Raw genomic sequence first — 23,468 nt, 5'->3', positions numbered from 1 at the left:
CTCACGGCGGCCGGGCGAAAGGCAGCCATTCGCCCTAGGGTTTCAGCGCCTATAAGCGTCAGAACTCCAAGACCAAGGGCATCAAGACCCTTCGAAAGGTTCAATCAATGCGTTCGAGATCCCGAATGGCTTGAGAGCATCGAGAACGCGCTCGGAAACGACAAGGCGTAAGTCTTCCGCGATTCCGAAGTCATCACGGCCGGCGTCTCCGTTCGGTTTCAGCCATACGAACGGCGGGAGCTTCTGATCCGGTTGCATCTCATCGAATAGCTCAGATGTAGTCACTTCGACATCGTCGAATGTTACACCAGAAAAACTACCTTTTAGGATCACCGCTTTGACGTCTTCAGTGACGAGGAAGCATGGAAACGACGCCACCATGCTATCGCCCAACCAACCATCAAATTCAAAATGTAAACGACTTATGAGAGGAGGATGGACGCTTGGGTCGATAATGATATTGTCACCGAAGCCACCAGAAACCTCTGGTTCCAGATAATAATATTTCATTTCTTACCTATTGGTGGATTGAAAAGGTGACCATATTTATCATCTATTTCGTCAGCTTTCTCAAGCAATTTCCGTAAAGTGGTCGTTGGATTCCGCCTGTAGAATGCATCCCATTCACGCCGGATGGTACTCAGATGCAACGTGGAATTCAACTCCTTTGGTATCCCGCGGAGATTTTCAAGCGAGTGCATCATCTCTTTGGTTATAACTGCAATGTATGTCGTAAGCACTTTCTGCTCGACTCGGTGGTGGACAATGACGGCTCCCGCCAACTCGGGATATGCTTTAAAGAAAGCCTTTCGATAATTTTTGGAGAAAACCTTTAGAGCCGGCTCGATCACTTCGTCGGCGATCTTCCCGCCCTTGAGGAGATTGGCGCCTATCCATCGAAGGCCTGCAGCCCCTTCGGCGGCCAATCCCGAGCCAGGAGTAACCGGCATTTTGTCAATGGCGTCCAACGGATCGTCACGCACATCCCGGAGAATCTCCCCGAGGCCAGCCGGAGCCCTGCCCAAGGCCTCGAAACCCTCGCTAAGATAGTTGCCGAAGTCGTCGACGGCCTGTTGGAATGCAGACCGGGATTCGCCTCGGTGCCCCGTTGGGAGCTGTCCTTGCTCCGTCGACGCAGTGGTGATCGGATCGATTTGCGCCGCACGAGAAAGGCCGGCTCGTTTCAACTGCTGAGATAAAGCCTCGCGGGCGCCCGGATCGGGCGCTGCTGCCAGAAGATCACGCAGGATGATGTCCTTCTCAGCCTGCGACTTGTCGTCGGCGCTGAAGGTATCGGCAAAGATTTGGACGGTGGCTCTGGGCAGGGGTTGAGGGGTCTCGACGCCCAATTGCCTCTGAGCTGCTACAGAGACGGCGATGGCCCGTCTGTAGGCTTCCGGGTCGCTGCTTGCTGACTTGCCGTCTGAACTCGTTGCCGCTTTCCACGCGGCGCCGACATTGGGAAAGACCGCGCGGACATAGCCAGCAGGGTCCGCCTGCCTCGTGCCTAGTGTCTTGAGCGCCGCAGCAGCCGTGACCTGATACCGTGTCTGCTCGTCCTGCGAACTGTCCGGCCCTGGCTCAGCATCGCGCAGCGCTGCGCGGATCGCCTGGTTGGGCATGACTCGCATGCCGAAGGCTTGACGGCCGACATCCATCTTCAAGCTAAAGTCGTGGTATTGCTTGCCGCCCTCCTCGGCGCCATAAACAGCGGCGAAGTCCGGGGCACTGGGCACTTTGCCGGAATAGTTGCCCGTTTCGGCGATTGCGTCCGGGGCGTTCTGCGAAGCGAGAGCGATGTTGGTGCGCGCCTCGATCAGTTGGGCCGCATTCGCGGCGTGGGCTTGGCTGATCAGCCGCTGCACTTCACGGAGAGATAGGTCGGCGAGATCGTCGGTTACCGGCTTGATTGCCGTTGGATCAGGCACCGAAGCCGCACTGGCCTCGAACGCCCCCGCAACGTATTCGTCAGGCATCTGCTTGCCGACGCGATTGCTTTTCCCGGAACTGCCGTCGGTTTGCGCCGCATCGCCGATTGCATCGCTGCCGGCGGCGGTCCGGACACCGAAAATCTCCAATGCCCGCTGCGGGTCCCTGGCGATCAGCGCCTCGAACCGAGCCTTGGCGGCGGTGCTGTACCAGTCCTTGACCATTTGCTGCCGGATGGCGGGATCGACCCCCATCTTGTCGATCAGGTCGAGCCCTTGCTGGCGCGCCGCTTCGAAGGTGACGGGGTCGTCGGGATTGGCGTTGCCGATAGCGATGGCGCTGGTCTTCAGTGCCGTGTCGACCTCGGCCTGTTCATAATCCTTGCGCCGCTGGAGCTGCCGTGCCGCCATGCGTCGCCCACCGGTTAGACGCAGCGCTTCCTCCTGCCGGGCGAAAGCGGCGCGCTGGCTCTGAGGCATGCCGGGCAGAGCGGCGGCAAACAGCTTGTCGAACAGCCCGGTCTTGACCACCCGGCCGCTATAAGGATCGACCTGGCATACATGGCCTCATGCAGGCCGGCACCGTCGGCCGGGGCGTTGGCCGTCACCTCGTCTTCCGCCTGCGCGATCTGGCCGTTGAACCGGCGACGTGCCAGCTCGGCGTCGAACTCCTCCTGCTCGTCCCTCATCTGCTGGTAGCGCTCGGCGACAGCGGAAAGGTGATCGCCCAGCCCCTGCATGCCGCCGCCGATTGGCGATCTCTGCAGGTATTGCGGCGCGTTGCCGGTATCTAGCCGGCGCTGGGCAATGGAAAGCGGGATGACGTGGACCATCTAGGTGTTCCCTGCCTGGCTGACTTCGAACAAAGGCGTGCGGCGCCGGCGATCGCGGCATGGCCGGATCGCACGCTGGCAGGCGCGCGTTTTGCGGTTTGTCGGATCGAAGGGTCTTCGAGAGGCGTGCCGGTGTATGAGACGTCCCGAACGACTTTCGTCATCCACGGGCGGAGCGAGGAGCGTAGCGACGCGGCGCAGACCCCTGGAGTTGCTCCGCAGCCCAAGGGATCCATGCCGGGACTCTCGAGCGCTGCAGAATTCGCTCCGCTGCACTCCACGGCAGAGGTAACGGTATGGATCCTAGGCGACGGAGCTTCGCTCCTGCTTCGCCCTGGGAGGACGAAGCAATGTTTGCACCCTACCGAAACGCCGCCAGCGGATCGCTCTGCCCCTTGCGCCGCGCCGCCTTGAACTCCGAGGAATCGATCACCGCTTCGCGCAGCATCATCACGCCGTAGCGGGTCGCGGCCATCAAATCGTCGCGCAGCTTCACCACTTGGCCGTCCTTGCGATGGTACAGCCTGAACTCCTCGAACCAGGACAAGAGCGTCGAAAACACCTTGAAGCGGCCGCTCTGCATGCGGTCGAGCATCTCCATCAGCCCGGCCTCGACCGAAACCGAACCGTCGGCAAAGCGCGCGTGGCCGGGCAGCATGTTCAGCCCATGCGCGGCATATTGCTTGGCGAGCGCCGTGCCCGCCCCTTCCAGCGTCTCGCGGCGGCCGTCGCGCGGCCATGCCCAGGGCAGCCACTCGCCCCAGGGTTTCAGCGTCAGCGCCTGCATCGCCGGCGTCTGTTGCGAGGCGCGGGCGGCTTTGGTGACATAGACGACATCGGCCTCCGTATCCCAGGCAAGCTCGACGGCGGCCGAAGGATGGTCCCAGCCGAAATCGAGCGCCCCGAGGCGCGGCCAGTAGCGCGGCAGCCGGAACGGCTCGCAGGCGAGCAGCGCCTCGGCCACCGGGAAGATGCGGCCCGAGCCCAGCACCGGAATGCCGCGGGCGCGGGCATCGCGCTCATGTTCGGGATAGGCGGCGACGATCGCCGCGCGTTCCCCGGGCGAATAGTGCGGCGCATCGTCGATGGTCATGAAGGTGACGTGACGGCTCATTGCGCTGTCCTTGAATCATCTTGCGAGGCGCCGATCGTATGGTGTTGTTCGCACTTGGTTCTGGCGGCCGTCGCCGGCGGCCACTTCCCCCATGGCGAGTAACCCCGCGCGGGGATCGGGTCCCCCTCAGGACTTGTACCCTTCGTTCAGGCAGTCGTTCCGCCAGGCCCAGTCGAAGTCGGCCCGCGACATGGACTGGCCCATGCCCGGCTCGACAAACGGACCGGCGGTGTTGTCGATATAGACGATGAAGCGCGCCTCCTTGGTGAAGGCGCCAACCTTGGCGGTGATGACGCCGCAGGTCTGGCCGGTCGAACTGTCCCCGGTAAGCTGGACATGCGAGAAGGTGGCCGAAGCATCGCTTATCAGGCCACGCATCTTGCCTTCGGCGCCGGCGATCGCGTCGGCGCGCCAATCGCCGCTGCCGCTGCAGGCTGAAAGCAGTGCAGGCAGGAAGAACAATTTTATGAGGTGGCGCATGTCGGCTCCCGAACGTCGCGCCACAAGCTACTCGACCTTCAGTTGCCGCCAAGCGGTGTTGCAAATCATGGTTTCGGAGCGGTTTCACCCATCCGCTCCACTTCCCCCGCCGACAGGAACAACATTACCACGTCGCTCATTCCCAGCAGCGGCGTGAAGGTGACGATGGTGATGCCGCCGGTGGCGTTGGTGCGCGTCAGGCCTTCGGAATAGATGTCGAGCGGCGGCTCCTCGTCGAACCAGACGCCATGCAGCGTCTCGCCCTGCCATTTCTCTCGACCCTTTTCGTAGCTCTTGAACGACAGCACGCTCTCGCCGGCCTGCACATCGCCGCCGCCGCCATGGCGCACCACGACGCTGTCGAGCGCACCGGGCGCGCCGCGCCCCATGATGGTGTCCAAAATGGCGTCTGCCGGTATCATGCCGGTGCCCCATGCCGCCTGCTGCTGCGGCGGGCCGATCAGCACGCGCTGCGGGTTGTCGCGCGTGCCCTCGCCGGTGACGCCGGCGGCCCACAGCCGTACCGGCGTGTCGAACACCTTGCCTTGCCACCACGCGGGGTAGCGGCCGGTGAGGTGCATCGCCCACTCGGCGCCGCCGGCTTTTGTCTTGCCGAGCTGGTTGCCGGCCATGAACAGCCGCTCCCGATGGGCGGCTCCAGCCGTGTGAAATTCGGCCTGGCGCTGATACGGCATGTAAGCCGCCAGCAGATTTGAGCGACGCCGGCGGTCAAGCTCCGCCAGCAGCGTCAGATAGTCGGTTCGGGCCGAGATCAGACGGCTCCTCGAGGAACGGTTTGACGACGTTTTCAAGGGCGCGGATGCGGCTGCGGATCTCGTCATCGCTCAGGGCGTCCAGTTGGTTGACGGCGACATCGAAATCCTTGGGCAGCACCGACAGCACGATCTTCAGATACTGATCCGGCTTGTCGGCGCGCACCTCGGCGAGGACGCCGGCGCCATGCGCCCGAAAATCGGCCCGTACGGCGGCGAGGAAATCATCGCCCAGTGTTTTCTTGGTCCGCTTCGGCCGGGGCGTCTTCGCGGCTACCGGACTGGCAGCAGGCTTGCGCCTTGCCGCCCTGGCCTTGCGGCGCGCCGGCCCGGGATCGGTTTCCTCAGCCATCGGCCTCCCCCAAGGCATCCCCCGCCGCCGCCTTCGGCGCCGCCGCTCTGGTTCGCCGGACCGCCTTTTTCGACCGAACGGGCTTCTTCCCGGCCCGTTTGGCACGCTTCGGCCTTCCGACGGGTTTTGCCGCACCGGCCCGCGCCTTGAGCTTCGCCATGGCGAGGCCGACAGCGCGGCTGTCGATACCGGCCTGCGGAAAGCAGAAGCCACCGCCCGCCTCCCGTACCATGCCGATCAGCACGCCGGCGGGAACCTCCTCGACCTGGCCGAGGCGCGCCACCGGGCCGCCCTCGAATTCACCGATGGCGCTGACGATCTCGCGGCCGTCATCGCCGGTGATGATGCTGGCATAGCGGGGCATGGGATTTCTCGCATCTCGCGGAAGCAGCGCTCTACGGCGCCACCGCACCGGTAGGCAACCCGACCAGGGGTCAGAAACACAAAACCCGCCTCGGCGGCGGGTCGGTGGCGCAAATCAGCACCATGGATGGATTTATAGCATCGCTGCCCTCACCAGGTCAATGCCAAATAGGAAAAAATTCACATCTTCCGGGAACGCATGATCCCGACCGCTGACATTTATCCGGCTTTCCATGAACCGGCTCCTGTGAAATCATCAGTGCCAGCTCATGGAATGATTCCCGTCGCACGGCCTTGTAGGAGAGGACGATGGACAGACCGGCCATGGCATCCGTCTTCAGGATGCGGCACGCCCCGGCCACGGTTTCCGGTGTGCGCAGCACCGGCCAAGGCCAGGCGGATCCAGCCATCCGGGTGCACTCGCTTGGCGAAGCGATCCGCTTCGTCGCCAACGCTTACCCCAACTACGACATCGGCACTGTCGCCATAGACTGCGGCGACCCTTCGATCCCGCGCCTCGGCAGCCTGGAAGTCAGGGCGCTTTGGCGCGAGTATGGCGAGCGCTTGACGCAGGAGTAGCGCCTTACCGCTGACGATCGGCGCGCTGGTTCCTGCACGCCGGCCGGATCGGAAACGCTACTGATGCGTTCCACTGCGATCAACGGAGGGAGAAATTCATGAACGTCGCCAACCTGCAACTCGAGGGCCTGCTGATGGCCGTCGCCTCGATCAACCACGTCCTGGTCAAAAAGGGAGTGCTGACGTCGGAGGAGATCGATATCGCGCTCCGCAAGGCCGAGGCGTCGGAAACCGGCGAGGAGCGATCCGACGGCATGTCGGCGTCGAACCGCGACGCCGTCAATTTTCCGATCCGGCTGCTGGAACTCGCCAATCAGTGCCAGCCGGAGGCCGACATGCCGTCTTTCTCGAAGCTGGCCCGCATGGTCGGCCAGATGAAGGAGCCCTACAACGATCAGATGTGAGGCTTCCGCCCCAAGGACGAGCTCTCTATGCCCTGCCCCGGGCGGGCTTCTTACGCCCTGCCCCGGGCGGACCTCTTCGCCTAGCCCCGGGCGGCCTTCCTACGCCCTGCCCCGGGCGGGCTTCTTACGCCCTGCCCGGCCATCCCAGGCTCAGCGCCAGAATTCTTCCCGGTCCATGGACCGCCGCGAACAGCAGTCCGGCCAGGAACGAAAAATGGTCGACGAAGAAGCCGAACTCGGCCTGGTTGCCGGCCCAGTGGCTGGGTCCGTGGAAGGCAAAGGCCAGGAACAGCACATAGGCCGCGGCAACCAGGGCGGCTTGGGTAAAGAAGGCGCCGCTGAGGAAACACAGCACCAGGGCCACCTCCAGGATTGCCGCGCACCATGCCAGGAAGAGCGGGAACGGAAAGCCCGCGGCCGCGATATAGCCCGCCGTGGCCTCCATGCCCATGAACTTGAAGGTGACCGCCATCAGGAAGACGGCGGCGAAGATCAGGCGGGCGACGAGAAGGGCCGCGGTCTGCCACGGCGATTGTGCGATTTGAGTCGACATGGTTGTTCTCCAGCTTCATCAGCCCCAAGGACGCACCGGCACGCGTCATTCCTACACGTCAGAGATTTTTCGCCGCTGCCGCTTCTGCGGCTGATGGGGAAGCACACGGCTCGCCCGACCGGCTGAGGTTTAGAATCCTTAATCGTCCTGAAACTTGTCTGTAACCTTGATCGTGATATTATTAGCCGGGGCTAATGCACGGCTGTGTCTGGTGCAGATAGGGGTGGGCAGGTTTTGGGCGCAAGCATCAGGCTGGGGACGAAGTCCTATCTGGTCCGGACACCGGTTCTGGGGTGTGAGGGCTGCGGCGGCACCGGCCAGGTTTTCCAATGCCCGCGCTGGACGAGTTCCAACGGCCTTTGCTGCCCCGCCGGCACGCATCGCCGCGGCTGTCCCGGCGCCAGCGCGCGCTGCGCCCAATGCAGCGACACCGACAGCGCCGACCCGACGTCTTCATTGGCCTAGGCTGCACTGGCATTGCCCGGCGATGGAACCAGCATCGCCGATCCGTGTTATGTGTGACCGCGACATATAGGCGTCCGCGCGACCATGCGGCTTACAGAAAGTGAGACCCGACATGCCCGACGACAAATCCAAGACCAAACAGGACCGCAAGCTGGTCTCGAGCGAGGAAACTTACGAGGTCGCGGCCTTCGCGCGCAAATACGGCATTCCGCAGAGCGAGGCCCAGACCATCATCAAGCGCTACGGACCTTCCCGCAAGAAGCTCGACAACCACATGGCCGCGCGCGGATAAAAAAGTAGCGGCCGCAAGGCGGCAACCAATTCGCCGGCATGGCGTTGAAGAATGCTGCGGGCCGCGTCAACCGGGCTCGGCGGTACGGTGAACAGGATGTCTTTTTCCCGGTTTCTCATCCTGGCCAACGAAATGGCGGACGAGCATCTGTCCCGCCCGGCCCGCGGCATGCCAAACTGACGGAGCCTGCCAGGGCTGGAGCAGCCGTATGGCAGGCAAAGCCAGGCCGGCGAAACGAAGGGCGCAACCATGTCCGATACAACACGCAGGACCGGCAGTTGCCTTTGCGGCGGCGTGCATTTCGTCGTGACCGGCCAGCCGTCGCGGGTTGGCCTTTGCCATTGCAAGGATTGCCGCAAGGCGGGTGGTTCGGCCTATTCGGCCTTTGCCATCTGGCCCCGCGATGCGTTCGAGACATCGGGCGAGGTCGCCAGCTACGGCACACGCAGCTTTTGCCCGACCTGCGGCAGCCGCGTCGCCTGGGTCGACGACAACGAGGCCGAGGTTATGCTCGGCAGCCTCGACGTCGCACCGACGGATTTGGCACCGCAATATGAATTGTGGACCGGCCGGCGCGAAACCTGGCTGCATGCCTTGCCCGACGCCGAGCAGTTCGAGCATGACCGGCCGCAAGCACAGGATGTCGACCTGCCGGCGCCCAGGCCCTTGTCGGATGCCGTCGCGCGCGACTAAGCATGGTTAGAAATTGATCCTCCGGGCCTGGAACCCTCCCCTGTCGTCGACGTTATCCGGCGCTTCCTCGGTGCATGTCGGCCGATGTGCGTGATTCATGGAGACGACCGTTGAACGACAAGATGTTTCCCCGACCGATCCGCCTGAAATTCGCCCCCGAGCGGGAGCGCGTGGTGCGCAGCGCCTGGGAGGGGCTGGAATGCCTTGGTGACTGGCCGGCCGGCCAAGGCCGCCGATACCGCGCGGCGCTGCGCACCTGCCGCGATGCGCTGGACGGTTGGACGCCGGCGGAAAAGGCCATGCGGGCGATGATCGACGCCGCGCGCGAGGCGCGCATCCTCCAATGAGGACCCAGTAGCGGGAGAAACCAATGGCCCGTTTGATGCTGTCGACACCGCTGCGGGTCAGGCCCCATGGCTCGGCCACCATCCGCGAGGTGGCCACGCTTCAGGACGCCAGTGAAATCCTGATCGACTGGCCACAAGCCAGGCGCGGCCCCTTCTATCAGACCGCGCGCGAAAAAATCGAGTCGGCGCTGGCTAACAATGAGGGCGCGGCACAGGCGCAGGAAGCCTTCACCGCGCTCTGCGATCATGCCGGCCTTCTAGTCAGGTAAGTAAAGGCACCGTAGGAACGAAAAAGCAGGCGAACTCGCCTGCTTTTTTGTTGCGGAACCGCTTTTCGGTCATTCTACTGGCAGATCGCCGTCCACGATCGGGTGGGAAGCCTCGAAGCCGAAGCTCTTCGGCGCCATCAGCATCAGGACTATGACAATGGCAATAGAGGCAAGCAACGCGGCGGTACTGGCAACATCTCTCACGGATCCATCCTTTCCAGGTCCGGTTTTGTCACAGAAACGTTTCCTGGTCTGCAAAGTTCCTCTGCCGTCATGACAATGCTGCCGAATGATCTCTACTGTTTCGGCGGCTGGGGCGGCACTTCGCCCGGCTTGATGATCGGCGTCTTGCCTTCGTCGGGCGCCGGCGCGGCCATGCCCTGGTCGCCAGTGGGCGGCGGTTTCAGCACGCCGCCGCAATCGCTGAGCTTCTCGCTCAGATCGCCGTTGCCGGGCTGTTGCTTGCCGCCCTGATCCGTTTGTGCCCGGCATTTGTCGGCCTGCTGGTTCGGCGACTGCTGAGCCGTCTGTGCCGCTGCCGGCAGTGCCAGGGCCAGCATCGCGGCGCATGACGCAATGGCGAGGGATTTCATCTCGGCCTCCTTCGTTGAAGCCGCCCCACGGCGGCATTCCCTTCACCGGGGACAACGCCCGCCGGCGCAAAAGGTTGGCCCAAACGATTGGGAACAAGGCTTATTCGCTGGACCGGTCCGTTGCGGCCGGAGTGGCTTTCCTGTAGCCCTCCCGTGCAGGGCCGGCCTTGGGCTCGAGCCGGTGAAGAAGCCCCGCCACGATCAGCACGATCAGCGTGGCGAACCCGGCCACCTGCCACAGGCCAAGACCGCAGGCGACGCCGATCGCGCCCGCCAGCCACATCCCGGCGCCGGTCGTCAGCCCGTGGACCTCGCCGCGCGAAAACAGGATCGAGCCGGCGGCGAGAAAGGCAACGCCTGCCGTAACCGCTTCCACGACGCGGATCGGATCGACCTTGACCGACCCTTGCGCGAACATCGGTGCGTGGATGATCTCGATCGTCAGAATGCCGAAAGTGGCCGCGGCCACACAGACGAGGATGTGCGTGCGAAGCCCGGCGGGGCGATTGCGCCATTCGCGCTCGAAGCCGATGATCGCCCCGTAAAGCGTCGCCAGCAACAGCCGCGCCGCGATGACCGGAAACGAGGTGTAAGTGGGATGGCCGAATTCCTCGACGAGCTGTTCCATGATGTCCCTGTGGCGATGAGACTTTCCAACGTGGGCGGCGGACCGTGGTTCCCCCGGGATCGCCGTGGTCGGCGCAAAGGCCGGCGCTTGCGAAGGCCCCGCAACCAATCCCGTTCCCCAGCCGTTGCCTGTGCCGGAGGCCAGCCATGTTGGAGCATTTCCAATCTATCGACGTCGATATCGAGGACGCCGGCATCTTCGTGCGCCGCGCCGGAGCCGGACCGGCGGTGCTTTTGCTGCACGGCTTTCCGCAAACCCATCTGATGTGGCGCGATATTGCGCCCCTGCTTGCCGACCGTTTCACCGTCATCTGCGCCGACCTGCGTGGCTATGGGCGCAGCGCTTGCCCGGCCTCGAGCGCCGATCATGCTCCTTATGCCAAGCGGGCCATGGCATCGGAGATGGTGGCGATGATGGCCAAGCTCGGCTTTGCCAGCTTCATGGTCGCCGGCCATGATCGCGGCGGGCGTGTCGCCTACCGCATGGCGCTCGACCATCCCGACCGTATCGAAAAACTCGCCGTGCTCGACATCGTCCCCACGGCCGACGCCTGGGACCGGGCCGACGCCCGGCTGGCCCTCGGCTTCTGGCCGTGGTCCTTGCTGGCACAGCCCGAACCCTTGCCGGAAAACATCCTGGCGGGCGCCGCCGACGCCATCGTCGACAATGCGTTGGGTGGCTGGGGATCGTCGCCCGATGTCTTTCCAGCCGGCATCCGCCAGGCCTATGTCGAAGCTTTGCGCGACCCCGCCCACATCCACGCGATCTGCGAGGAATACCGGGCCGCGGCAACGCTCGACCGAGACCACGACCGGGCGGACAAAGCCGCCGGCCGGCGCATCGCCTGCCCGGTGCTTGCCTTGTGGAGCGGGCAAGGCGCGCTCGCCGAATGGTATGCCGGCGAAGGTGGGCCGTTGGCGCTCTGGCGGAACTGGGCTGACGACGTGCGAGGCCGAGCGATGTCGGGCGGACATTTCTTCCCGGAGGAGGCGCCCGCGCAAACGGCAGGTGCGCTGATCGATTTCTTCGTCGGGCTCAAGTCGGGTACCGGTTAGCCACCTCCACCGGGCACCTCGGATCAACCGGCTGGTTCCTCCGCTATATCCTCGCCCTCGGGCTCGCCGGGCCGGAAAGGATCGGGCATTCGCGGACATTCCTCGAACCGATGGTCGCGGCCCCCGCAGAAGGAACAGCACATCGCCTCACGGCCCTCGTTTCCGGGCCGCCATTGCGGTATTTCGTAAGGTTTCCTGCCGTCCATGCCCAGCAATGCGCGACGCACGATTTAGTTGCGCGGCGCGCCACCGCGCGCCCGGCAAAGCCCGTCGCGGAACCAACGGACACGATAGGCGGTTATGTGCGACAATGCATGCGGCCCATTCCCGGCGAATCCGGACAGCCGCGTTCGCAATTCTGTCAAACCGAAGAGAAACCATCATGTCCGCTCGCGTTCCGACCCTGTTGACGGCCATGGGCGTCGTGCTCGCGGCGACCGGTCTGGCCGACGCCCGGCCCGACAGCCGCTCCATGGTATGCGCTCAGATCCGGGCCATGATCCAGAACCACCGCGCCGTGGTGCTGACCACCGGCCCCAACACCTACGATCGCTATGTCAGGCAGTTCGGCAACGAGTGCGACTGGCCTGAAGTGCCGATGTCAGCCTATGTCCCGTCCCGCGACGGGGACTGTCCGGTCTATCGCTGCGAAGAGCCGGTCAACAATTTCCCGAATTGACCGCAAGCTGCCTGGGCGCCATAACGTACCGGCTTTCCCGCTTCGTCTAATGGTAGGACAGCGCCCTTTGAAGGCGTGAATCGTGGTTCGAGCCCATGAGCGGGAACCAGGCAATTGCAAAGCCAACGATGTAAACGGAACCAGCTCGGGTAGCGCCCGATCCTCTCCGATCAATCATGCCGTGATCCGGGACAGGTAGAGAACCGCCCGATGATCCTGCCGGGCAGGAGGAAAGGTGGCTTCCGCCTTGAACCTCGGTCGCGATTGACGGCCAGGTAACGTTACGTTAACTTTAATTCAGGTTAAGCTAAAATAGGGGGATTTAATGAAGTTGACATTCATTTGCCTGGCGCTTGTCCTCGCCGGTTCAAATGTCGCTGCGGCGCACCAAAAGAAGGCGACCGTCACCACCGCGAACGCGTGTGCTGGTCTGTCGATCAAGGCGGCGGTGGCAGCAAAATTGGACTGCACAGCAACCGGAACAGCAACATCGACCCCGACCGACGCAGCGAATGCCAAGCCGCGCCTTGGGTACCAAAACCCTTGGACCATGTCCTCGTTTGGCCTTTGATGTTCCCGGAATTTTGGCTGCCCAGAGGCGCTGAGACCGAAGCCGCCGGGCCTTCGGTAAGGCGTGAGCGCTGTCAGATCTCGTCCCTGGCCTGTTCCCGCAGGTCCTGAGCTTCTCGACAATCAGACCATCTGATTGGGGTCGCTTCCTGCCGTCAGCATGAAACCTTGCGGCCTGTCGGACGTTCAATGACGTCCAACAGGAGAGTTTCATGGATCCGGCAACCGCGGCGGTGATGATCATGCTGTCGTGCAACGCATCGCTCTGTCGGCCCATGGAGTCGCGCCCGGTCGTCTATTCATCGATGGCGGAGTGCCAAGCGGCGCTTGAAATCAGATTGGCACCGTGGCCGAGCGGCGAAATGGTCGGCCGGTGCGAGCAGATTGACCGCATGGCGACCGGCTCGATTGCCCCGGAAGGCTATGCCTCGGTTCAAGTCACGCGTGGAATCGGCGGCAATGCGGTCACCACCAACTATTTCGTTCCGAGAGCCGACGACTGAATCAGAGGCTGCACACCGGGGCTACCGGGCGCTTGAAGACTTCGCCCGTGACATCGGTAGGTGTTGAACCGAACCTCCTGAAACCATTTCATGGACCCCGCGTTGACGACCGGGGCACCGCCAGACACTGGAGAGAGTCCATGACCGTCAATTGCCGCATATCCATCGACAACAGGCCTGACGCCACCAATGTTACTTTCCAGGCGGTGCCGCGCATTGGCGAGAGCGTGTCCCTGTCGGTCGACGGAAACCCACAGGATCTGCGGGTCTCGCGCGTCGTGCACGTTCCCAACGGTGGACTGGAAGGCGCCGCGATCATCGTCGAAGTCACGACCAACATCCTCTAGGGATTGGTTCGCGCGGAGATGCCCGGAAAGCCCCATGCTACAGTGATCGGCGGCGATGAAACCTCATGCCGCTCAACGTTCCACGGGCTAAAACATCGTCTAGGTTCCAATGCAAACTGCATGGTTCTCCAGGTCTGTCGTTTCGGTAGGCGTTGCCGGAGCCATCCGCAACCTCTCCAACACACAACAGGCGATCGGACCCCTGGCGACACATTGGCGCGATGCCGAGAGCCGGAAACATCGGTCCGCACTGCGCGCCTGCCGCAGGGCAACGAGCGGCGACTTGCCCCCCGAAACCGCCAGGGAGGCCTATTTGGAAGCCACGCGCGAGGCGCATATCGCAGCCCGACAGGGAACGGGGGACAGCGTCCGGACCGGCCGATCGCCCTAGATGCCGAAACCCGGCGAAACGCTATCGGCCTCGCTGCCGGCCTGCGCCACGATGATTGATGCCAGGGGCGCGCTCAAGTGCCATTTGAGATGGCCGGGCGACCGTTCCAGAATGGCGGAGCCATCCAGCGACTGCGGCGCCACACGCTGCAGCACGACAGTGCCGAACCCCTTGCGCGTGGTCTGATCGCGCCGGTCGCTGGGACGCGGTTCGCAGTTTTCCTCCCAGGTCAGCTGGAATTCCCGTTCGCCCGCGGAGCCGGGAGCATGCGCTCCGGAGCCGATGGTCCAGGTAATCTCGACCCGGCCGCCTTCGCTGCCCAGCGCGCCATACTTGGAGGAGTTGGTGCCCAGTTCGTGAAAGGCCATACCGAGGTTCTGCACCGCGTTCGACTGCAGCGTCAGGACCGGGCCGGAGAGCAGTATCTGCTCCTCGAGGCCGAAGGGCTTGAGATGTTCCTGGATAAGGTCGAACAGGCTCGCCCCCGCCCACTCCGATGTGACGAGCAGATCGTGCGACCGCGACAGTGCCATGATGCGGGCGCGGATCAATTCCTCGAACTCGCCTGGACCGTTCGAGCGCTTGCTGGTCTCCCTGACCATCGACAGGATGACCGCGAACTGGTTCTTGACCCGATGGTTGACCTCCCGCATCAGCAGCCTGATCCGGCGCTCGCTCTCCTTGGCGGCGGAAATATCGCGGGCGATTTTCGAGGCGCCGATGATGTCGCCATTGCCGTTCTTGATCGGCGAAATCGTCAGTGAGACCGAAATCAGCGCTCCGTCCTTGCGCTTGCGCGTTGTCTCATAGCTCGCGACGCGGTCGCCGCTGCGAATCTTGCTGATGATCTCGGTCTCCTCGTTCTTGAGGTGATCGGGAATGAGCATGAGGACGGATTGGCCGACCGCCTCCTGGGCGGTATAGCCGAACATCCGTTCCGCCGCATGGTTCCAGCTTTGGATGACGCTGTTCAGGTCCTTGCTGATAATGGCATCGAAGGAGGAATCGACAATTGCCGCGAGCCGGGCGTCGGCGGTCGCCCCCTGTCTGTCGCTGCCGTCGATATCGTTCATCGCCACCCGCAATTGCATCTTTCCCGATCAGATAAGGCGCAAACGGATCAAGGCAATCGCCGGCGCGAGAATGGAAGACTTACCGCGAAATTTTCACTCCGCCTGTTCCGGCGGGGTCTTGCCGTCGCCATTGGGCAGGATCACGCCGAACTCCTGCGACTTGGCGCCGACCTCGGCCGTCAGGAAGCCATCGGAGGCAAGGCCACGGCGCAGCAATTCGCGTACCGCCGCCGAGCGGCTGGGCATGCGTTTGTCGAAACGCCAGTTTTCCAGCGCGGCCAGCTCATCCTGGGTCAACATGATCTGGAGTCGTTCCGGGCGTTCCAGGTCAGCCATGCGCGCCTCCTAGCGCCAAAGATCAGGCGAGTTAGTAACCGCCTCATTCTACTTACAGTTAGGAATTTCCGCATCCTGCGTCAAGCGCGGTCAGTGGGTGAATGCAGCGCCGTACCAATGATGATCATCGAACGAAGGTTACGCGTTCGTGTCATTATGCTAACCGACTGATTTAATTTGTATTTTTTTCGTTTTTCACTTGCCATGAGCCGACATGGGGCGCATCGTGCCAACTTGAGGAAACCAACTCGCTTCGGGAGGTTTCGATGCGATACGACTATTCCACACGGCTGCGTGAAGACGTCTATGCGAGCGTCCGCGCAGCGTTGAAGACCGCGGGCATCATCAACGTGTCGTTGGTGGCGGAAAGGATCAGGGTCAGGAACCTGGCCGAGAACGTCGCCCTCGAGGACATTGAACATCTGGTCCTGCAGGCTGCCCAACTGGTTGGCGCTGCGATCGAATTCGACGCCTTGGGCAACGGATTGGCCCCGCCTGGAACCGGACTCGTCGAGAACCGTGATGAGAGCTCGATGATCCCTCTCGGTCTGCATCGATCAGGCTCATTGCAATAGCCAAAGCGCCAAGCGTGCGACGGCTCCATGCGCCATGGAACCAGTCCGGCCTTCGGAGATTACCGCATCGTCCAGCAGAGGAGGATGTCGTGAAGGCCCTGCGCAGTCTGCTTGCCGAACTGTCGTCCAGCTGGCTCCAGCGCCGCAAGGCGCAAAAACCATTCGCTGGAAATCCAGTCAACCCCGTGCCCCGCGTTGCCCACCAGGCCGCGAGGATCCGGCCGGCGCACAAGCCAAGGCCGCCCTCCTCCCGCGATGTCGCTTCCAATATGTGAACGACCGAAATTGACCGGATCAACCGGGACCTAGGTCGCGGCCGCCGGGGCCTTTCGGGAGGTGGCCCGCTGTCGCCGCATCCGGCGTTTGGCGACGAGCTTGAGGGCGATTGGCGGCTCGTTCGACAGCGCGCCCACCACCGCGTCCACCATGCCATGCGCCACAAAATCCGCGTTGATGTCACGGGCGAGCTTCGCGGCCGCTTCCTTGTCCTCATTGGCGGCCTGCGACCAGAACACGATTCCCACCCGCAAAGCCGCTTTCGCCCGCTTCAGCCGGCGAACCAGAAACCGGGCGTGCTTGATGGAATCCCGGTTCAGGAAGCCGACCACCACGGTATCGATGGTTTCGAGTTCGAGACGGCGGATGTTCGCGGGTTCCATATCGGCAAAGCCGGCCTTCGAGACCATCGTGCCTTGGACTTCCAGCACCTGTGCCAGCATAGCGGCGGCGGCATCGTCCAGTTCACCGCGCCCGCCTGTGCAAAGCACCGACAAATCCGTGCCGTCGGGCAGTTCGGTCTCGTCTTCGCCGGAAGGATCCTTGTCATCCGTCTCCTCTTCGGCCGCCGGCGGGCCATCCTCTTCCTCTGCTTCCTCATGCGCGCTGTCGTCGAGGTTTGCCACCATCACCAGGGCGCTCTCGGCCACCTGACGCCTTTGCTGGTCGCCCATGACACCGCGCGCACGGTCCTGCTCGCCCAGCAGGAGGGCGGGAATGGCGACCTTGTCGTAGAACTCGACCAGATATTTCTCATCCAGCATCTCCTCGGCGTGGTCCGTGGCTTCGTCAGGGTCACCGGCCAGCAGACGCTGGTAGAGGCGTGCATGGGGTTCCAGCACGGGCTCGTTGCCAAACAGGACGTCGAGGAACTCAAATTGTGGCACATGCCTGCCCAGCACCACCAGGCAAACGGTGAGCGGTGTTGACAAAACCAGCCCGAGCGGGCCCCAGAGCCACGTCCAGAAGATGGCCGCAACGATGATCGCCAGGGATGACAGCCCGGTTCGGGAGCCATAAAGCCAAGGTTCCACGACATTGCCGGTGATCAGTTCCATCCCCACGAACAGGGCGGCTGTCCACAGCACGAGCGACCAGCCCGGCGCCACGGCCAGCGCCAGGAACAGCGGCAGCAGCATGCCGATCGCCGGGCCGATATAGGGGACGAAGCGCAGGCCGAGTGCCAGCAGCCCCCACAGCAAGGCATTCGGGATGCCCAGGATCCACAGGCCGACCGCAATTGGTACGGCGTACACGATGTTGACGACCAATTGCATCAGCAGGTACCGGCCGACACGCTTGCCGGCATCCTGAAGCGCCTCGGTGGTACGGTGAAGGTCGCCATACCCGACAAGGCGGATGAAGCGATCGCGCAAATCCTCCCGCTCCAGCAGCATGAAGATGACGACGACGATAATCAGCCCGGCCGATCCGAGCGGGCTGATCAGCGGCCCGACTATGTTCTGCAGAACCTCCAAGGGCCTTTCGCGCGAGACGATCTCGACCGGCACCGGGTCACGCGGCGGCTTTTCCGGGGTGGCGGCCGGCGGCGGCGTCTCTTGCCTGTCGATCTCCTGGCCGACACGTTCGATCACCTTGCTCAACCTGGCAATGATCCCTCCCCCAACGCCAGTCTCCTTGAGCGAGCGGACCTTGGTCAGGATGTTGGTCTGGTAGACCGGGATGTTTTGCGCCAGTTCGCTGACCTGCGTGGCGACAATGAAGCTGAACAGGGCAAGGGCGGCGAAGGCCCCCAATACGCTGACGATGACGGCGGCAATCCGGGGAATACCGGCCCGTTTGAGCGCGGACACAAGGGGGGCGAGCGCGAAAGTCAGCAACAGCGCGATCGCTATCGGCAGGAAGACCTCACGGCCGAAATACAGCGCCGCCACCGTGGTGACGATGGTGGCTACATTGGGCAACGATGTTCGTGGGTGCGGGGCGGCGGGCGAAAGAATGTCCTCCAAGCCACGCGCGGGCGACGCCATCCCATTTCGACGATTGGCCGCCATTCCATGCCTCCCCCTGCCAGTCCCATGATTGGGCATATAGAGCCGGGGAGCAACATTAGCCAGAGGTGAAGGATACGCTGTCCAAAGGACGGGTTATCCGGTGCGGCGACCGCTGACTCGGATCAGCGCGCGCCGTGCCGCGCCAGCGCATGCTCGATCAAGATATCGATGACCTCGCTATAGCCGATGCCGATCGCGGCCAGCGCCTTGGCGTACATCGAGATGTCGGTGAAACCGGGCAGCGTGTTGACCTCGTTGACAACGAGGGAGCCGTCGGCGCGCAGGAAGAAGTCTACGCGCGCCAGCGCCTCGCAGCCGAGCGCCTTGAAGGCTTGCCCAGCCATTTCCCTCGCCCGGTTGATCACCACTGCCGGCACATCGGCGGGCACTTTGACCACCGCGCCGTCGGCGTCGAGATATTTGGCCTCATAAGTGTAGAAGCCGTGCTTGCCGGCCGGGATGATCTCGCCGGGCAGCGACACCGTGAGCGAGCCGTCGGCCCGTTGCAGCACCGAGCACTCGATCTCGCGGCCTTCGACGAACTCCTCGATCAACGCCTTGCCGTCATAGCGGAAAGCCGTCTCGACGGCCTGATCGAAACCATCCCTGTCGTTCACCTTGCTCACTCCGAACGACGAACCCTGGCGCGCCGGCTTGGCGAAGAATGGCAGCCCCAGCGCCCCGGCGATCTCCTGAAAGGAACCGACGTCGTTACGGTGGACGGTGACCGAGCGGGCGACGGCAAGCCCGGCCCCGTGCATGAGCCGCTTGGCGACGTCCTTGTCCATGGCGGCGGCCGAGGCGAGGATGCCGCAGCCGACATAGGCGACGTCGGCAACCTCCGCATAGCCCTGCACCGAGCCGTCCTCCCCGAAAGGACCGTGCAGCACGGGGAAGACGACATCGACCGGCGCTAGGTCAGCCCGCGTTCCCTTATGCGACGTTGAGACCAGCCGGCCCTTGCCGCCGGGCACCAAGGCCACCTCCACACCATCCTCCCACACCGGAGCTCCCGCCCCCTCTCCCACCGCCTCGGACGTCGGCTGCAGCAGCCATCTGCCCTCCCTGGAAATGGCGATCGGCACCACCTCGTAGCGCGTCCGGTCGATGGCCTTCAGCACGTTGGCGGCCGAAAGCCGCGACACGTCATGCTCGGCCGAGCGCCCGCCATAGAGGATCGCAACCCTGATCTTTCCGGTCATCGAAATCCCTCGAGTGTCGAAATCAAATGACGACGGCAATGCCGCGATTGGCAAAGAAGCGATCGAAAGCGGCTGGCACCAACACTGCGTTGGCCTGTGTGGCACTGGTATGGCCGGATGGGTTGTGAAAGCGGAACCCTTCATCCGAGGCGGCGGTGACCAGAACCAAATGTCCGCCCTTCGAAGGCGGCTTGCGCTCGGGCCAGCGGATCGAACTGCTGACCGAAGCGATGAAGAACCGCGACCGGCCGAGGATCGACGGAATGTCAGCCGTCGCGACATTGGTCATTACCTCGGCATCGAGGCCAAATTCCGCCTTCACGAAGGTGACGAAGGGCGCATAGATCAACCCCTTGATCGAGCCTTCATCGACGACATAGCCGCCATATGGAGTGCATCGCCTGGCCAGTTCGATCGTCGGCACGATCTCGCCGCGCGCCGCCAGGATCATCTTGAGACACGCCATGCCGCAGACATTGGCGGCCCAGACCGCGTATTCGTCGAGCGTGGCAGCGCCTGATCCCTGCCACAGCGGATCCCGCCGCAACGCGGCTTCGGCGCCGTCGGCGAGCACCGCCAGCGTCATGTCAGGCGTCTCCCATTGACTGAAAAACGGCACGGTTTCAGGCAATGGGCTCATGCGGACTCCTCGGGAGTCAATCTCGTATACAAGTTACGAGATTGAAGGAAAGCCGCTCGGACCTGTCGAGGCGCGCGGCGTCTACGCGACCTTCGTCCAGCCAAAAACCAGCCAGATGCGACGTTCTTTTTCAACGAGCAACCGGCCTTTCCCGCGCACGCGTCTTCCCTGAAGCCGCACCGTATGGGACCGATTTTGCCTGTTGTCCAGAGACGGCGCCATCCATGCTCTGCAGGACAATTTCAGTGCCGCCCAGGTCAAGAATCCGATCGGATTCGCCGGTGTGGCGTCCGAGTCTCCAAAATACCCCGGAATGCGGCACCGGAATCACCTCGCCTCGACGCGGTCGATCGATTGCTCCTAGAACGTGATCTTCACCGACGCGGCGCTGCGGTTGGCCGGGCCGTGATGGACGGCCTCGATGTTGTTGCCATCCGGGTCGAGCAGGAAGGCGGCATAGTAGCCGGGATGATAGGACCGCTCGCCAGGCGCGCCATTGTCCGTGCCGCCGGCTTCGAGCCCGGCCTTGTAGAAGGCATCGACCATGGCGTGATCCCTGGCCTGGAAGGCCAGATGATGGCGGCCGGTCAGCTTTCCCAGCGCGGCTCGGCTGTCGGCGCTGGAAATGAACAATTCGTCGGCCCAGAAATAATCCTCGCCGGTGCCGCCGATCGGGACACCTAGGACTTGGAAAACCGCCTCGTAGAATCGCCGGCTGGCGGGGAGATCCCGCACCACGAGTTGGAGGTGGTCGATGAGCCGGCCGCGATGCAATTCCCGGGTTTCCATGAAAGCTCCTCCTCGCAAGACCTCGAATTTAGGCGAGGTCGGCAGGGCGTCAACGCGGGGCGGAGCCTCTGCTGACAACCAGCGACAATTTTTCGGGCCCGATGGAACTTTTGGGCCGATGGCTAGTTTGCAGGCGCGGCGGGAGAAATTTCGATTGGATTGTTTTCAGAAGCTTGAAGCGCTGGTCGACGGCGCCAATGCCGATGCCATCGAGGAAGCGAACGCATTGCTGCGCCGGTTCAGCGACAGGTCCGAACAGACGAGGCGGGCAATCGACGAGTTCATGCTGGACTTCAAGACATTGGTCTTCGTCGTCGAAGCCGGCGAAGAAAATTTCCAAAGGCCGGTCCGCAAGCTCGCCCGTGCCAGGCTTGCGAAGCTCAAGCAGCTGGTGAACGTGCCGGCTTAGGCGATGCCCGCCCTTTGCTATTACTCAATATCTGGGGAAAGCGCTGCGCGCTTTCCCGGGAAACCATTTCACGCTTTCCCTGGAATGCCCTAACCCTTGAGCAGCGCCGCCAGCCGCGGAATGCCCTCGCTCACCGCGCGGCGGGTGGCCAGCGTGAACGATAGCCGCAGCGTGTTGCGCCCGGTGCCGTCGGCGTAAAAGGCGTTGCCGGGCACGAAGGCGACCCGCGCCTCCTTCACCGACCGTGCCAGGAGTTCCGTGGCGTCGGTGCCTTCCGGCAGCGTCACCCAGACGAACATGCCGCCTTCCGGACGGCTCCAGGTCACCCCCTCCGGCATGTTGGCTTCAAGCGCGCCGAGCAGGCCGTCGCGGCGCTCGCGATAGGCGTCGATGAGTTTTTCCACCTGGTCGTCGAACACGGCTTCGGCGACGCGGTGCATCACCATCTGGTTGACCGACGGGCTGTGCAGGTCGGACGCCTGCTTCAACAGCACCAGTTTTTCCACAACGTGACGCGGCGCGCAGACCCAGCCGACACGCATGCCCGGCGACAGGATTTTCGAGAACGAGCCGCAATAGAGCGTGCGCGCCTTGTCGATGCCGCCGGACCTGATGCAGTCGAGCGCCAGGATCGGCGGCACACCATCGCCGTCATAGCGCAGCGCCCGGTAGGCGGCATCCTCGATGACGGCGATGTCGAGCTCGCCGGCAAGGTCGAGCACGGCCTCGCGCTGCTTTCGGCCTAGCGTGTTGCCGGTCGGATTGGCGAAATCGGGCACCAGATAGGCGAATTTCACCTTGCCGCCACTAGCGGCGGCAGCAGTGTGGTAGGCATCGGGCGTCATGTTCCCGCCCTCGGGCCGCAGCCGGTCATAGCGCGGCTCGTAGGCGTTGAAGGCCTGCAGCGCGCCGAGATAGGTCGGCCACGTCACCAGCGCGGTATCGCTTGGCGAGAGGAACAGCTTGCCGAGGTAATCCAGCGCCTGCTGCGAGCCGGAGGTGATGAAGATGTTGGCCTCGTCGCAGGCCACGCCGAGCTTGCCCATTTGCCCGGCGAGCCAGCGCCGCAGCGGCAGATAGCCTTCCGAAACCTGGTATTGCAGTGCTGCCGCGGCTTCCGGCCCGCCGAGCACGTCGGCATAGGCATCGCGGATGGCGTCTGCCGGAAACAGCGACGGATCGGGAATGCCGCCGGCGAAGGAGAGGATGTCGGGCTGGTCGAGCAGCTTCAACAGCTCGCGGATTTCGGAGGCCTTCATGCGCGACGAGCGCGAGGCCAGGAGGTTCAAAAGGGTCACGGCACGCCTCCCCGGACGTTTTTACAATAGGTCAACCTAACTGACCTATATCCGCTTTGCCAGGCGATTTGAATAGGGCCTGAAGGGCTTCCGCTATACTCCAGTCACCGACAGGCCGGACGGGCAACGGCGCGGTTTCCGCTAAAGGCCCTTCTTGTAACCAATATGGCTGGCACTGAAGCCGAGCCCTTCATAGAAGCGGTGCGCATCCGCTCGCCCCTTGTCGGTGGTGAGCTGCACAAGGCCGCAGCCCCGCGCCCGGCACTCGTCGATCGCCCATTCGAACATCTTCTTGCCGACGCCGTCGGAGCGCCTGCCGCTGACGACGCGAACCGCCTCGATCTGTCCACGCCAGCCGCCCTTGCGCGAAATGCCGGCAAGGAAGCTGATCTGCAAGGTGCCGATTACCTCCGCGCCATCCACGGCCACGGCAAGCAGCTGATTGGGATCGGCATCGATGGCGTCGAAGGCATCGAAATAGCCCCGCGCCAACGGCAGCGAGGCATCTTCGCGGGCCGCACCCAGCGGATCGTCCGCGAGCATGGCGACGATGGCTGGCAGATCAGAGGCTTGCGCCTTGCGGAATTGGATGTCGGGCATGAGGCGTGAAATACGGCTGGCCGCCGCCGGCGGCAAGCCGCTAA

33 protein-coding genes, 1 tRNA gene and 1 pseudogene are annotated in these 23,468 nt (G+C 63.4%); 15 read left to right on the top strand and 20 right to left on the bottom strand.

The features are described 5' to 3' along the window. Positions 1–81: 81 nt before the first annotated feature. The 8 genes and pseudogenes from X739_RS140935 to X739_RS140945 form a co-directional block, all read right to left on the bottom strand. Positions 82–510: a hypothetical protein gene (locus X739_RS140935; protein WP_023774084.1), complete on the bottom strand. Its 429-nt coding sequence runs from the start codon at positions 508–510 to the stop codon at positions 82–84. Then, positions 507–2,339: a hypothetical protein gene (locus tag X739_RS1000000170065; RefSeq protein WP_023795790.1), complete on the bottom strand. Its 1,833-nt coding sequence runs from the start codon at positions 2,337–2,339 to the stop codon at positions 507–509. The genes X739_RS140935 and X739_RS1000000170065 overlap by 4 nt, the downstream gene beginning before the upstream one ends. 14 nt (positions 2,340–2,353) lie before the next feature. Beyond that, on the bottom strand, positions 2,354–2,761 hold the full coding sequence (locus tag X739_RS1000000170060) for a hypothetical protein (RefSeq protein WP_023795789.1): 408 nt from the start codon (positions 2,759–2,761) through the stop codon (positions 2,354–2,356). A 361-nt stretch (positions 2,762–3,122) separates the two neighbouring features. Continuing rightward, positions 3,123–3,875, bottom strand: a complete 753-nt coding sequence (locus X739_RS01000000166550) for a terminase family protein (protein ID WP_051407682.1) — start codon at positions 3,873–3,875, stop codon at positions 3,123–3,125. 126 nt (positions 3,876–4,001) lie between these two features. Further along, positions 4,002–4,355, bottom strand: a complete 354-nt coding sequence (locus X739_RS1000000167245) for a hypothetical protein (RefSeq protein WP_023774082.1) — start codon at positions 4,353–4,355, stop codon at positions 4,002–4,004. 113 nt (positions 4,356–4,468) lie between these two features. After that, a pseudogene (locus X739_RS140940) lies at positions 4,469–5,050 on the bottom strand (terminase family protein); the annotation flags it as partial. 34 nt (positions 5,051–5,084) lie between these two features. Continuing rightward, the gene (locus tag X739_RS01000000166545; protein WP_032924429.1) at positions 5,085–5,480 is read right to left on the bottom strand and encodes a hypothetical protein; all 396 of its coding nucleotides are present in this window, start codon (positions 5,478–5,480) and stop codon (positions 5,085–5,087) included. Next, complete coding sequence (locus X739_RS140945; RefSeq protein ID WP_023774079.1) at positions 5,473–5,844, bottom strand: hypothetical protein; 372 nt, start codon at positions 5,842–5,844, stop codon at positions 5,473–5,475. The genes X739_RS01000000166545 and X739_RS140945 overlap by 8 nt, the downstream gene beginning before the upstream one ends. 308 nt (positions 5,845–6,152) lie before the next feature. On the opposite strand from X739_RS140945, the gene X739_RS140950 reads away from it, so the two are divergent. Then, positions 6,153–6,422 (top strand): hypothetical protein, encoded by a 270-nt coding sequence (locus X739_RS140950; RefSeq protein ID WP_023782815.1) that lies wholly within the window; start codon positions 6,153–6,155, stop codon positions 6,420–6,422. Between the two features lie 98 nt (positions 6,423–6,520). Continuing rightward, positions 6,521–6,826: a hypothetical protein gene (locus X739_RS140955; RefSeq protein ID WP_015317041.1), complete on the top strand. Its 306-nt coding sequence runs from the start codon at positions 6,521–6,523 to the stop codon at positions 6,824–6,826. A gap of 124 nt (positions 6,827–6,950) precedes the next feature. Here the strand turns inward: X739_RS140955 and X739_RS140960 are convergent, their stop codons facing one another. Further along, the gene (locus X739_RS140960; protein WP_023774076.1) at positions 6,951–7,379 is read right to left on the bottom strand and encodes a DoxX family protein; all 429 of its coding nucleotides are present in this window, start codon (positions 7,377–7,379) and stop codon (positions 6,951–6,953) included. A 577-nt stretch (positions 7,380–7,956) separates the two neighbouring features. Here X739_RS140960 and X739_RS140965 point away from each other — a divergent pair. The 4 genes from X739_RS140965 to X739_RS140980 all read left to right on the top strand — a co-directional run bounded on the left by X739_RS140965 (position 7,957) and on the right by X739_RS140980 (position 9,445). Then, entirely contained in the window at positions 7,957–8,136 is a 180-nt protein-coding gene (locus X739_RS140965; protein WP_015317039.1) for a DUF3606 domain-containing protein, read from the top strand. Positions 8,137–8,385: 249 nt separating this feature from the next. After that, positions 8,386–8,829: a GFA family protein gene (locus tag X739_RS140970; RefSeq protein WP_023774074.1), complete on the top strand. Its 444-nt coding sequence runs from the start codon at positions 8,386–8,388 to the stop codon at positions 8,827–8,829. Positions 8,830–8,939: 110 nt separating this feature from the next. Further along, positions 8,940–9,176, top strand: coding sequence for a DUF982 domain-containing protein (locus X739_RS140975; RefSeq protein ID WP_023774073.1), 237 nt, complete (start codon positions 8,940–8,942; stop codon positions 9,174–9,176). Between the two features lie 23 nt (positions 9,177–9,199). Beyond that, the gene (locus X739_RS140980) at positions 9,200–9,445 is read left to right on the top strand and encodes a DUF982 domain-containing protein (RefSeq protein WP_023774072.1); all 246 of its coding nucleotides are present in this window, start codon (positions 9,200–9,202) and stop codon (positions 9,443–9,445) included. 69 nt (positions 9,446–9,514) lie between these two features. Here X739_RS140980 and X739_RS1000000171235 read toward each other — a convergent pair whose 3' ends face one another. From X739_RS1000000171235 to X739_RS140990, 3 genes are all read right to left on the bottom strand, one after another. Continuing rightward, entirely contained in the window at positions 9,515–9,649 is a 135-nt protein-coding gene (locus X739_RS1000000171235; protein ID WP_023774071.1) for a hypothetical protein, read from the bottom strand. 92 nt (positions 9,650–9,741) lie between these two features. Further along, entirely contained in the window at positions 9,742–10,038 is a 297-nt protein-coding gene (locus tag X739_RS140985) for a hypothetical protein (protein ID WP_023774070.1), read from the bottom strand. A 100-nt stretch (positions 10,039–10,138) separates the two neighbouring features. Continuing rightward, positions 10,139–10,666 (bottom strand): MgtC/SapB family protein, encoded by a 528-nt coding sequence (locus X739_RS140990; RefSeq protein ID WP_023782819.1) that lies wholly within the window; start codon positions 10,664–10,666, stop codon positions 10,139–10,141. 146 nt (positions 10,667–10,812) lie between these two features. Between X739_RS140990 and X739_RS140995 the strand changes: the two genes are divergently transcribed. The 7 genes from X739_RS140995 (at position 10,813) to X739_RS1000000168505 (ending at position 14,211) form a co-directional block, all read left to right on the top strand. Next, positions 10,813–11,721 carry an alpha/beta hydrolase gene (locus X739_RS140995; RefSeq protein ID WP_023774068.1) on the top strand — a complete coding sequence of 303 codons (909 nt, stop codon included), beginning with the start codon at positions 10,813–10,815 and terminating at the stop codon, positions 11,719–11,721. A gap of 382 nt (positions 11,722–12,103) precedes the next feature. Further along, positions 12,104–12,400: a hypothetical protein gene (locus X739_RS141000; protein ID WP_023774067.1), complete on the top strand. Its 297-nt coding sequence runs from the start codon at positions 12,104–12,106 to the stop codon at positions 12,398–12,400. Positions 12,401–12,435: 35 nt separating this feature from the next. Continuing rightward, positions 12,436–12,509: transfer RNA gene (locus tag X739_RS141005), tRNA-Gln, on the top strand. A gap of 216 nt (positions 12,510–12,725) precedes the next feature. Beyond that, positions 12,726–12,971 (top strand): hypothetical protein, encoded by a 246-nt coding sequence (locus X739_RS1000000169550; RefSeq protein WP_156939423.1) that lies wholly within the window; start codon positions 12,726–12,728, stop codon positions 12,969–12,971. A gap of 211 nt (positions 12,972–13,182) precedes the next feature. Beyond that, positions 13,183–13,473: a hypothetical protein gene (locus tag X739_RS141015; protein WP_023795788.1), complete on the top strand. Its 291-nt coding sequence runs from the start codon at positions 13,183–13,185 to the stop codon at positions 13,471–13,473. A gap of 140 nt (positions 13,474–13,613) precedes the next feature. Further along, complete coding sequence (locus tag X739_RS141020) at positions 13,614–13,820, top strand: hypothetical protein (protein ID WP_023774064.1); 207 nt, start codon at positions 13,614–13,616, stop codon at positions 13,818–13,820. Positions 13,821–13,929: 109 nt separating this feature from the next. Beyond that, complete coding sequence (locus tag X739_RS1000000168505; RefSeq protein WP_084056471.1) at positions 13,930–14,211, top strand: DUF982 domain-containing protein; 282 nt, start codon at positions 13,930–13,932, stop codon at positions 14,209–14,211. On the opposite strand, the gene X739_RS141025 is transcribed toward X739_RS1000000168505, so the two are convergent. After that, positions 14,208–15,284 (bottom strand): PAS domain S-box protein, encoded by a 1,077-nt coding sequence (locus X739_RS141025; protein WP_023795787.1) that lies wholly within the window; start codon positions 15,282–15,284, stop codon positions 14,208–14,210. The genes X739_RS1000000168505 and X739_RS141025 overlap by 4 nt on opposite strands. 93 nt (positions 15,285–15,377) lie before the next feature. Continuing rightward, complete coding sequence (locus X739_RS141030; protein ID WP_023795786.1) at positions 15,378–15,620, bottom strand: hypothetical protein; 243 nt, start codon at positions 15,618–15,620, stop codon at positions 15,378–15,380. Positions 15,621–15,886: 266 nt separating this feature from the next. Here X739_RS141030 and X739_RS141035 point away from each other — a divergent pair, with 266 nt between their 5' ends. Further along, complete coding sequence (locus X739_RS141035) at positions 15,887–16,195, top strand: hypothetical protein (RefSeq protein ID WP_023795785.1); 309 nt, start codon at positions 15,887–15,889, stop codon at positions 16,193–16,195. 305 nt (positions 16,196–16,500) lie between these two features. On the opposite strand, the gene X739_RS141040 is transcribed toward X739_RS141035, so the two are convergent. The 4 genes from X739_RS141040 to X739_RS141055 all read right to left on the bottom strand — a co-directional run bounded on the left by X739_RS141040 (position 16,501) and on the right by X739_RS141055 (position 21,117). Further along, positions 16,501–18,486, bottom strand: coding sequence for an AI-2E family transporter (locus tag X739_RS141040; RefSeq protein ID WP_023795783.1), 1,986 nt, complete (start codon positions 18,484–18,486; stop codon positions 16,501–16,503). A 122-nt stretch (positions 18,487–18,608) separates the two neighbouring features. Next, entirely contained in the window at positions 18,609–19,688 is a 1,080-nt protein-coding gene (locus X739_RS141045; RefSeq protein WP_023795782.1) for a D-alanine--D-alanine ligase family protein, read from the bottom strand. Between the two features lie 22 nt (positions 19,689–19,710). Beyond that, positions 19,711–20,328, bottom strand: a complete 618-nt coding sequence (locus X739_RS141050; protein WP_031252336.1) for a C39 family peptidase — start codon at positions 20,326–20,328, stop codon at positions 19,711–19,713. 360 nt (positions 20,329–20,688) lie between these two features. Further along, the gene (locus tag X739_RS141055) at positions 20,689–21,117 is read right to left on the bottom strand and encodes a VOC family protein (RefSeq protein WP_023774055.1); all 429 of its coding nucleotides are present in this window, start codon (positions 21,115–21,117) and stop codon (positions 20,689–20,691) included. A 154-nt stretch (positions 21,118–21,271) separates the two neighbouring features. Between X739_RS141055 and X739_RS141060 the strand changes: the two genes are divergently transcribed. Next, positions 21,272–21,526: a hypothetical protein gene (locus X739_RS141060; RefSeq protein WP_245273942.1), complete on the top strand. Its 255-nt coding sequence runs from the start codon at positions 21,272–21,274 to the stop codon at positions 21,524–21,526. An 89-nt stretch (positions 21,527–21,615) separates the two neighbouring features. Here X739_RS141060 and X739_RS141065 read toward each other — a convergent pair whose 3' ends face one another. Together X739_RS141065 and X739_RS141070 are read right to left on the bottom strand one after the other, a co-directional pair. Further along, entirely contained in the window at positions 21,616–22,785 is a 1,170-nt protein-coding gene (locus X739_RS141065; protein ID WP_198026167.1) for a PLP-dependent aminotransferase family protein, read from the bottom strand. 180 nt (positions 22,786–22,965) lie between these two features. Beyond that, on the bottom strand, positions 22,966–23,424 hold the full coding sequence (locus tag X739_RS141070) for a GNAT family N-acetyltransferase (RefSeq protein ID WP_023795778.1): 459 nt from the start codon (positions 23,422–23,424) through the stop codon (positions 22,966–22,968). Positions 23,425–23,468 lie beyond the last annotated feature (44 nt).

The sequence above is a fragment of the Mesorhizobium sp. LNHC209A00 genome, from assembly GCF_000502915.1.
In the GTDB taxonomy this organism is placed as follows: domain Bacteria; phylum Pseudomonadota; class Alphaproteobacteria; order Rhizobiales; family Rhizobiaceae; genus Mesorhizobium.
The sequence above is the reverse complement of the archived record's forward strand: the minus strand, read 5'-3'. Positions and strand labels throughout refer to the sequence as shown.

Bases quoted from the DNA above. Each gene is read 5' to 3' on its own strand.
- X739_RS141070 (WP_023795778.1), bottom strand. From the start codon at position 23,424: ATGCCCGACATCCAATTCCGCAAGGCGCAAGCCTCTGATCTGCCAGCC.
- X739_RS140945 (WP_023774079.1), bottom strand. From the start codon at position 5,844: ATGCCCCGCTATGCCAGCATCATCACCGGCGATGACGGCCGCGAGATC.
- X739_RS1000000168505 (WP_084056471.1), top strand. From the start codon at position 13,930: ATGCAAACTGCATGGTTCTCCAGGTCTGTCGTTTCGGTAGGCGTTGCC.
- X739_RS141050 (WP_031252336.1), bottom strand. From the start codon at position 20,328: ATGAGCCCATTGCCTGAAACCGTGCCGTTTTTCAGTCAATGGGAGACG.
- X739_RS141000 (WP_023774067.1), top strand. From the start codon at position 12,104: ATGTCCGCTCGCGTTCCGACCCTGTTGACGGCCATGGGCGTCGTGCTC.
- X739_RS1000000170060 (WP_023795789.1), bottom strand. From the start codon at position 2,761: ATGGTCCACGTCATCCCGCTTTCCATTGCCCAGCGCCGGCTAGATACC.
- X739_RS141040 (WP_023795783.1), bottom strand. From the start codon at position 18,486: ATGGCGGCCAATCGTCGAAATGGGATGGCGTCGCCCGCGCGTGGCTTG.
- X739_RS141020 (WP_023774064.1), top strand. From the start codon at position 13,614: ATGACCGTCAATTGCCGCATATCCATCGACAACAGGCCTGACGCCACC.
- X739_RS01000000166550 (WP_051407682.1), bottom strand. From the start codon at position 3,875: ATGAGCCGTCACGTCACCTTCATGACCATCGACGATGCGCCGCACTAT.
- X739_RS140995 (WP_023774068.1), top strand. From the start codon at position 10,813: ATGTTGGAGCATTTCCAATCTATCGACGTCGATATCGAGGACGCCGGC.
- X739_RS1000000167245 (WP_023774082.1), bottom strand. From the start codon at position 4,355: ATGCGCCACCTCATAAAATTGTTCTTCCTGCCTGCACTGCTTTCAGCC.
- X739_RS140960 (WP_023774076.1), bottom strand. From the start codon at position 7,379: ATGTCGACTCAAATCGCACAATCGCCGTGGCAGACCGCGGCCCTTCTC.
- X739_RS1000000170065 (WP_023795790.1), bottom strand. From the start codon at position 2,339: ATGGCGGCACGGCAGCTCCAGCGGCGCAAGGATTATGAACAGGCCGAG.
- X739_RS140965 (WP_015317039.1), top strand. From the start codon at position 7,957: ATGCCCGACGACAAATCCAAGACCAAACAGGACCGCAAGCTGGTCTCG.
- X739_RS140970 (WP_023774074.1), top strand. From the start codon at position 8,386: ATGTCCGATACAACACGCAGGACCGGCAGTTGCCTTTGCGGCGGCGTG.
- X739_RS141030 (WP_023795786.1), bottom strand. From the start codon at position 15,620: ATGGCTGACCTGGAACGCCCGGAACGACTCCAGATCATGTTGACCCAG.
- X739_RS141065 (WP_198026167.1), bottom strand. From the start codon at position 22,785: ATGAAGGCCTCCGAAATCCGCGAGCTGTTGAAGCTGCTCGACCAGCCC.
- X739_RS141055 (WP_023774055.1), bottom strand. From the start codon at position 21,117: ATGGAAACCCGGGAATTGCATCGCGGCCGGCTCATCGACCACCTCCAA.
- X739_RS140955 (WP_015317041.1), top strand. From the start codon at position 6,521: ATGAACGTCGCCAACCTGCAACTCGAGGGCCTGCTGATGGCCGTCGCC.
- X739_RS1000000169550 (WP_156939423.1), top strand. From the start codon at position 12,726: ATGAAGTTGACATTCATTTGCCTGGCGCTTGTCCTCGCCGGTTCAAAT.
- X739_RS141025 (WP_023795787.1), bottom strand. From the start codon at position 15,284: ATGAACGATATCGACGGCAGCGACAGACAGGGGGCGACCGCCGACGCC.
- X739_RS140990 (WP_023782819.1), bottom strand. From the start codon at position 10,666: ATGGAACAGCTCGTCGAGGAATTCGGCCATCCCACTTACACCTCGTTT.
- X739_RS141035 (WP_023795785.1), top strand. From the start codon at position 15,887: ATGCGATACGACTATTCCACACGGCTGCGTGAAGACGTCTATGCGAGC.
- X739_RS140985 (WP_023774070.1), bottom strand. From the start codon at position 10,038: ATGAAATCCCTCGCCATTGCGTCATGCGCCGCGATGCTGGCCCTGGCA.
- X739_RS140980 (WP_023774072.1), top strand. From the start codon at position 9,200: ATGGCCCGTTTGATGCTGTCGACACCGCTGCGGGTCAGGCCCCATGGC.
- X739_RS01000000166545 (WP_032924429.1), bottom strand. From the start codon at position 5,480: ATGGCTGAGGAAACCGATCCCGGGCCGGCGCGCCGCAAGGCCAGGGCG.
- X739_RS141045 (WP_023795782.1), bottom strand. From the start codon at position 19,688: ATGACCGGAAAGATCAGGGTTGCGATCCTCTATGGCGGGCGCTCGGCC.
- X739_RS141015 (WP_023795788.1), top strand. From the start codon at position 13,183: ATGGATCCGGCAACCGCGGCGGTGATGATCATGCTGTCGTGCAACGCA.
- X739_RS140935 (WP_023774084.1), bottom strand. From the start codon at position 510: ATGAAATATTATTATCTGGAACCAGAGGTTTCTGGTGGCTTCGGTGAC.
- X739_RS140950 (WP_023782815.1), top strand. From the start codon at position 6,153: ATGGACAGACCGGCCATGGCATCCGTCTTCAGGATGCGGCACGCCCCG.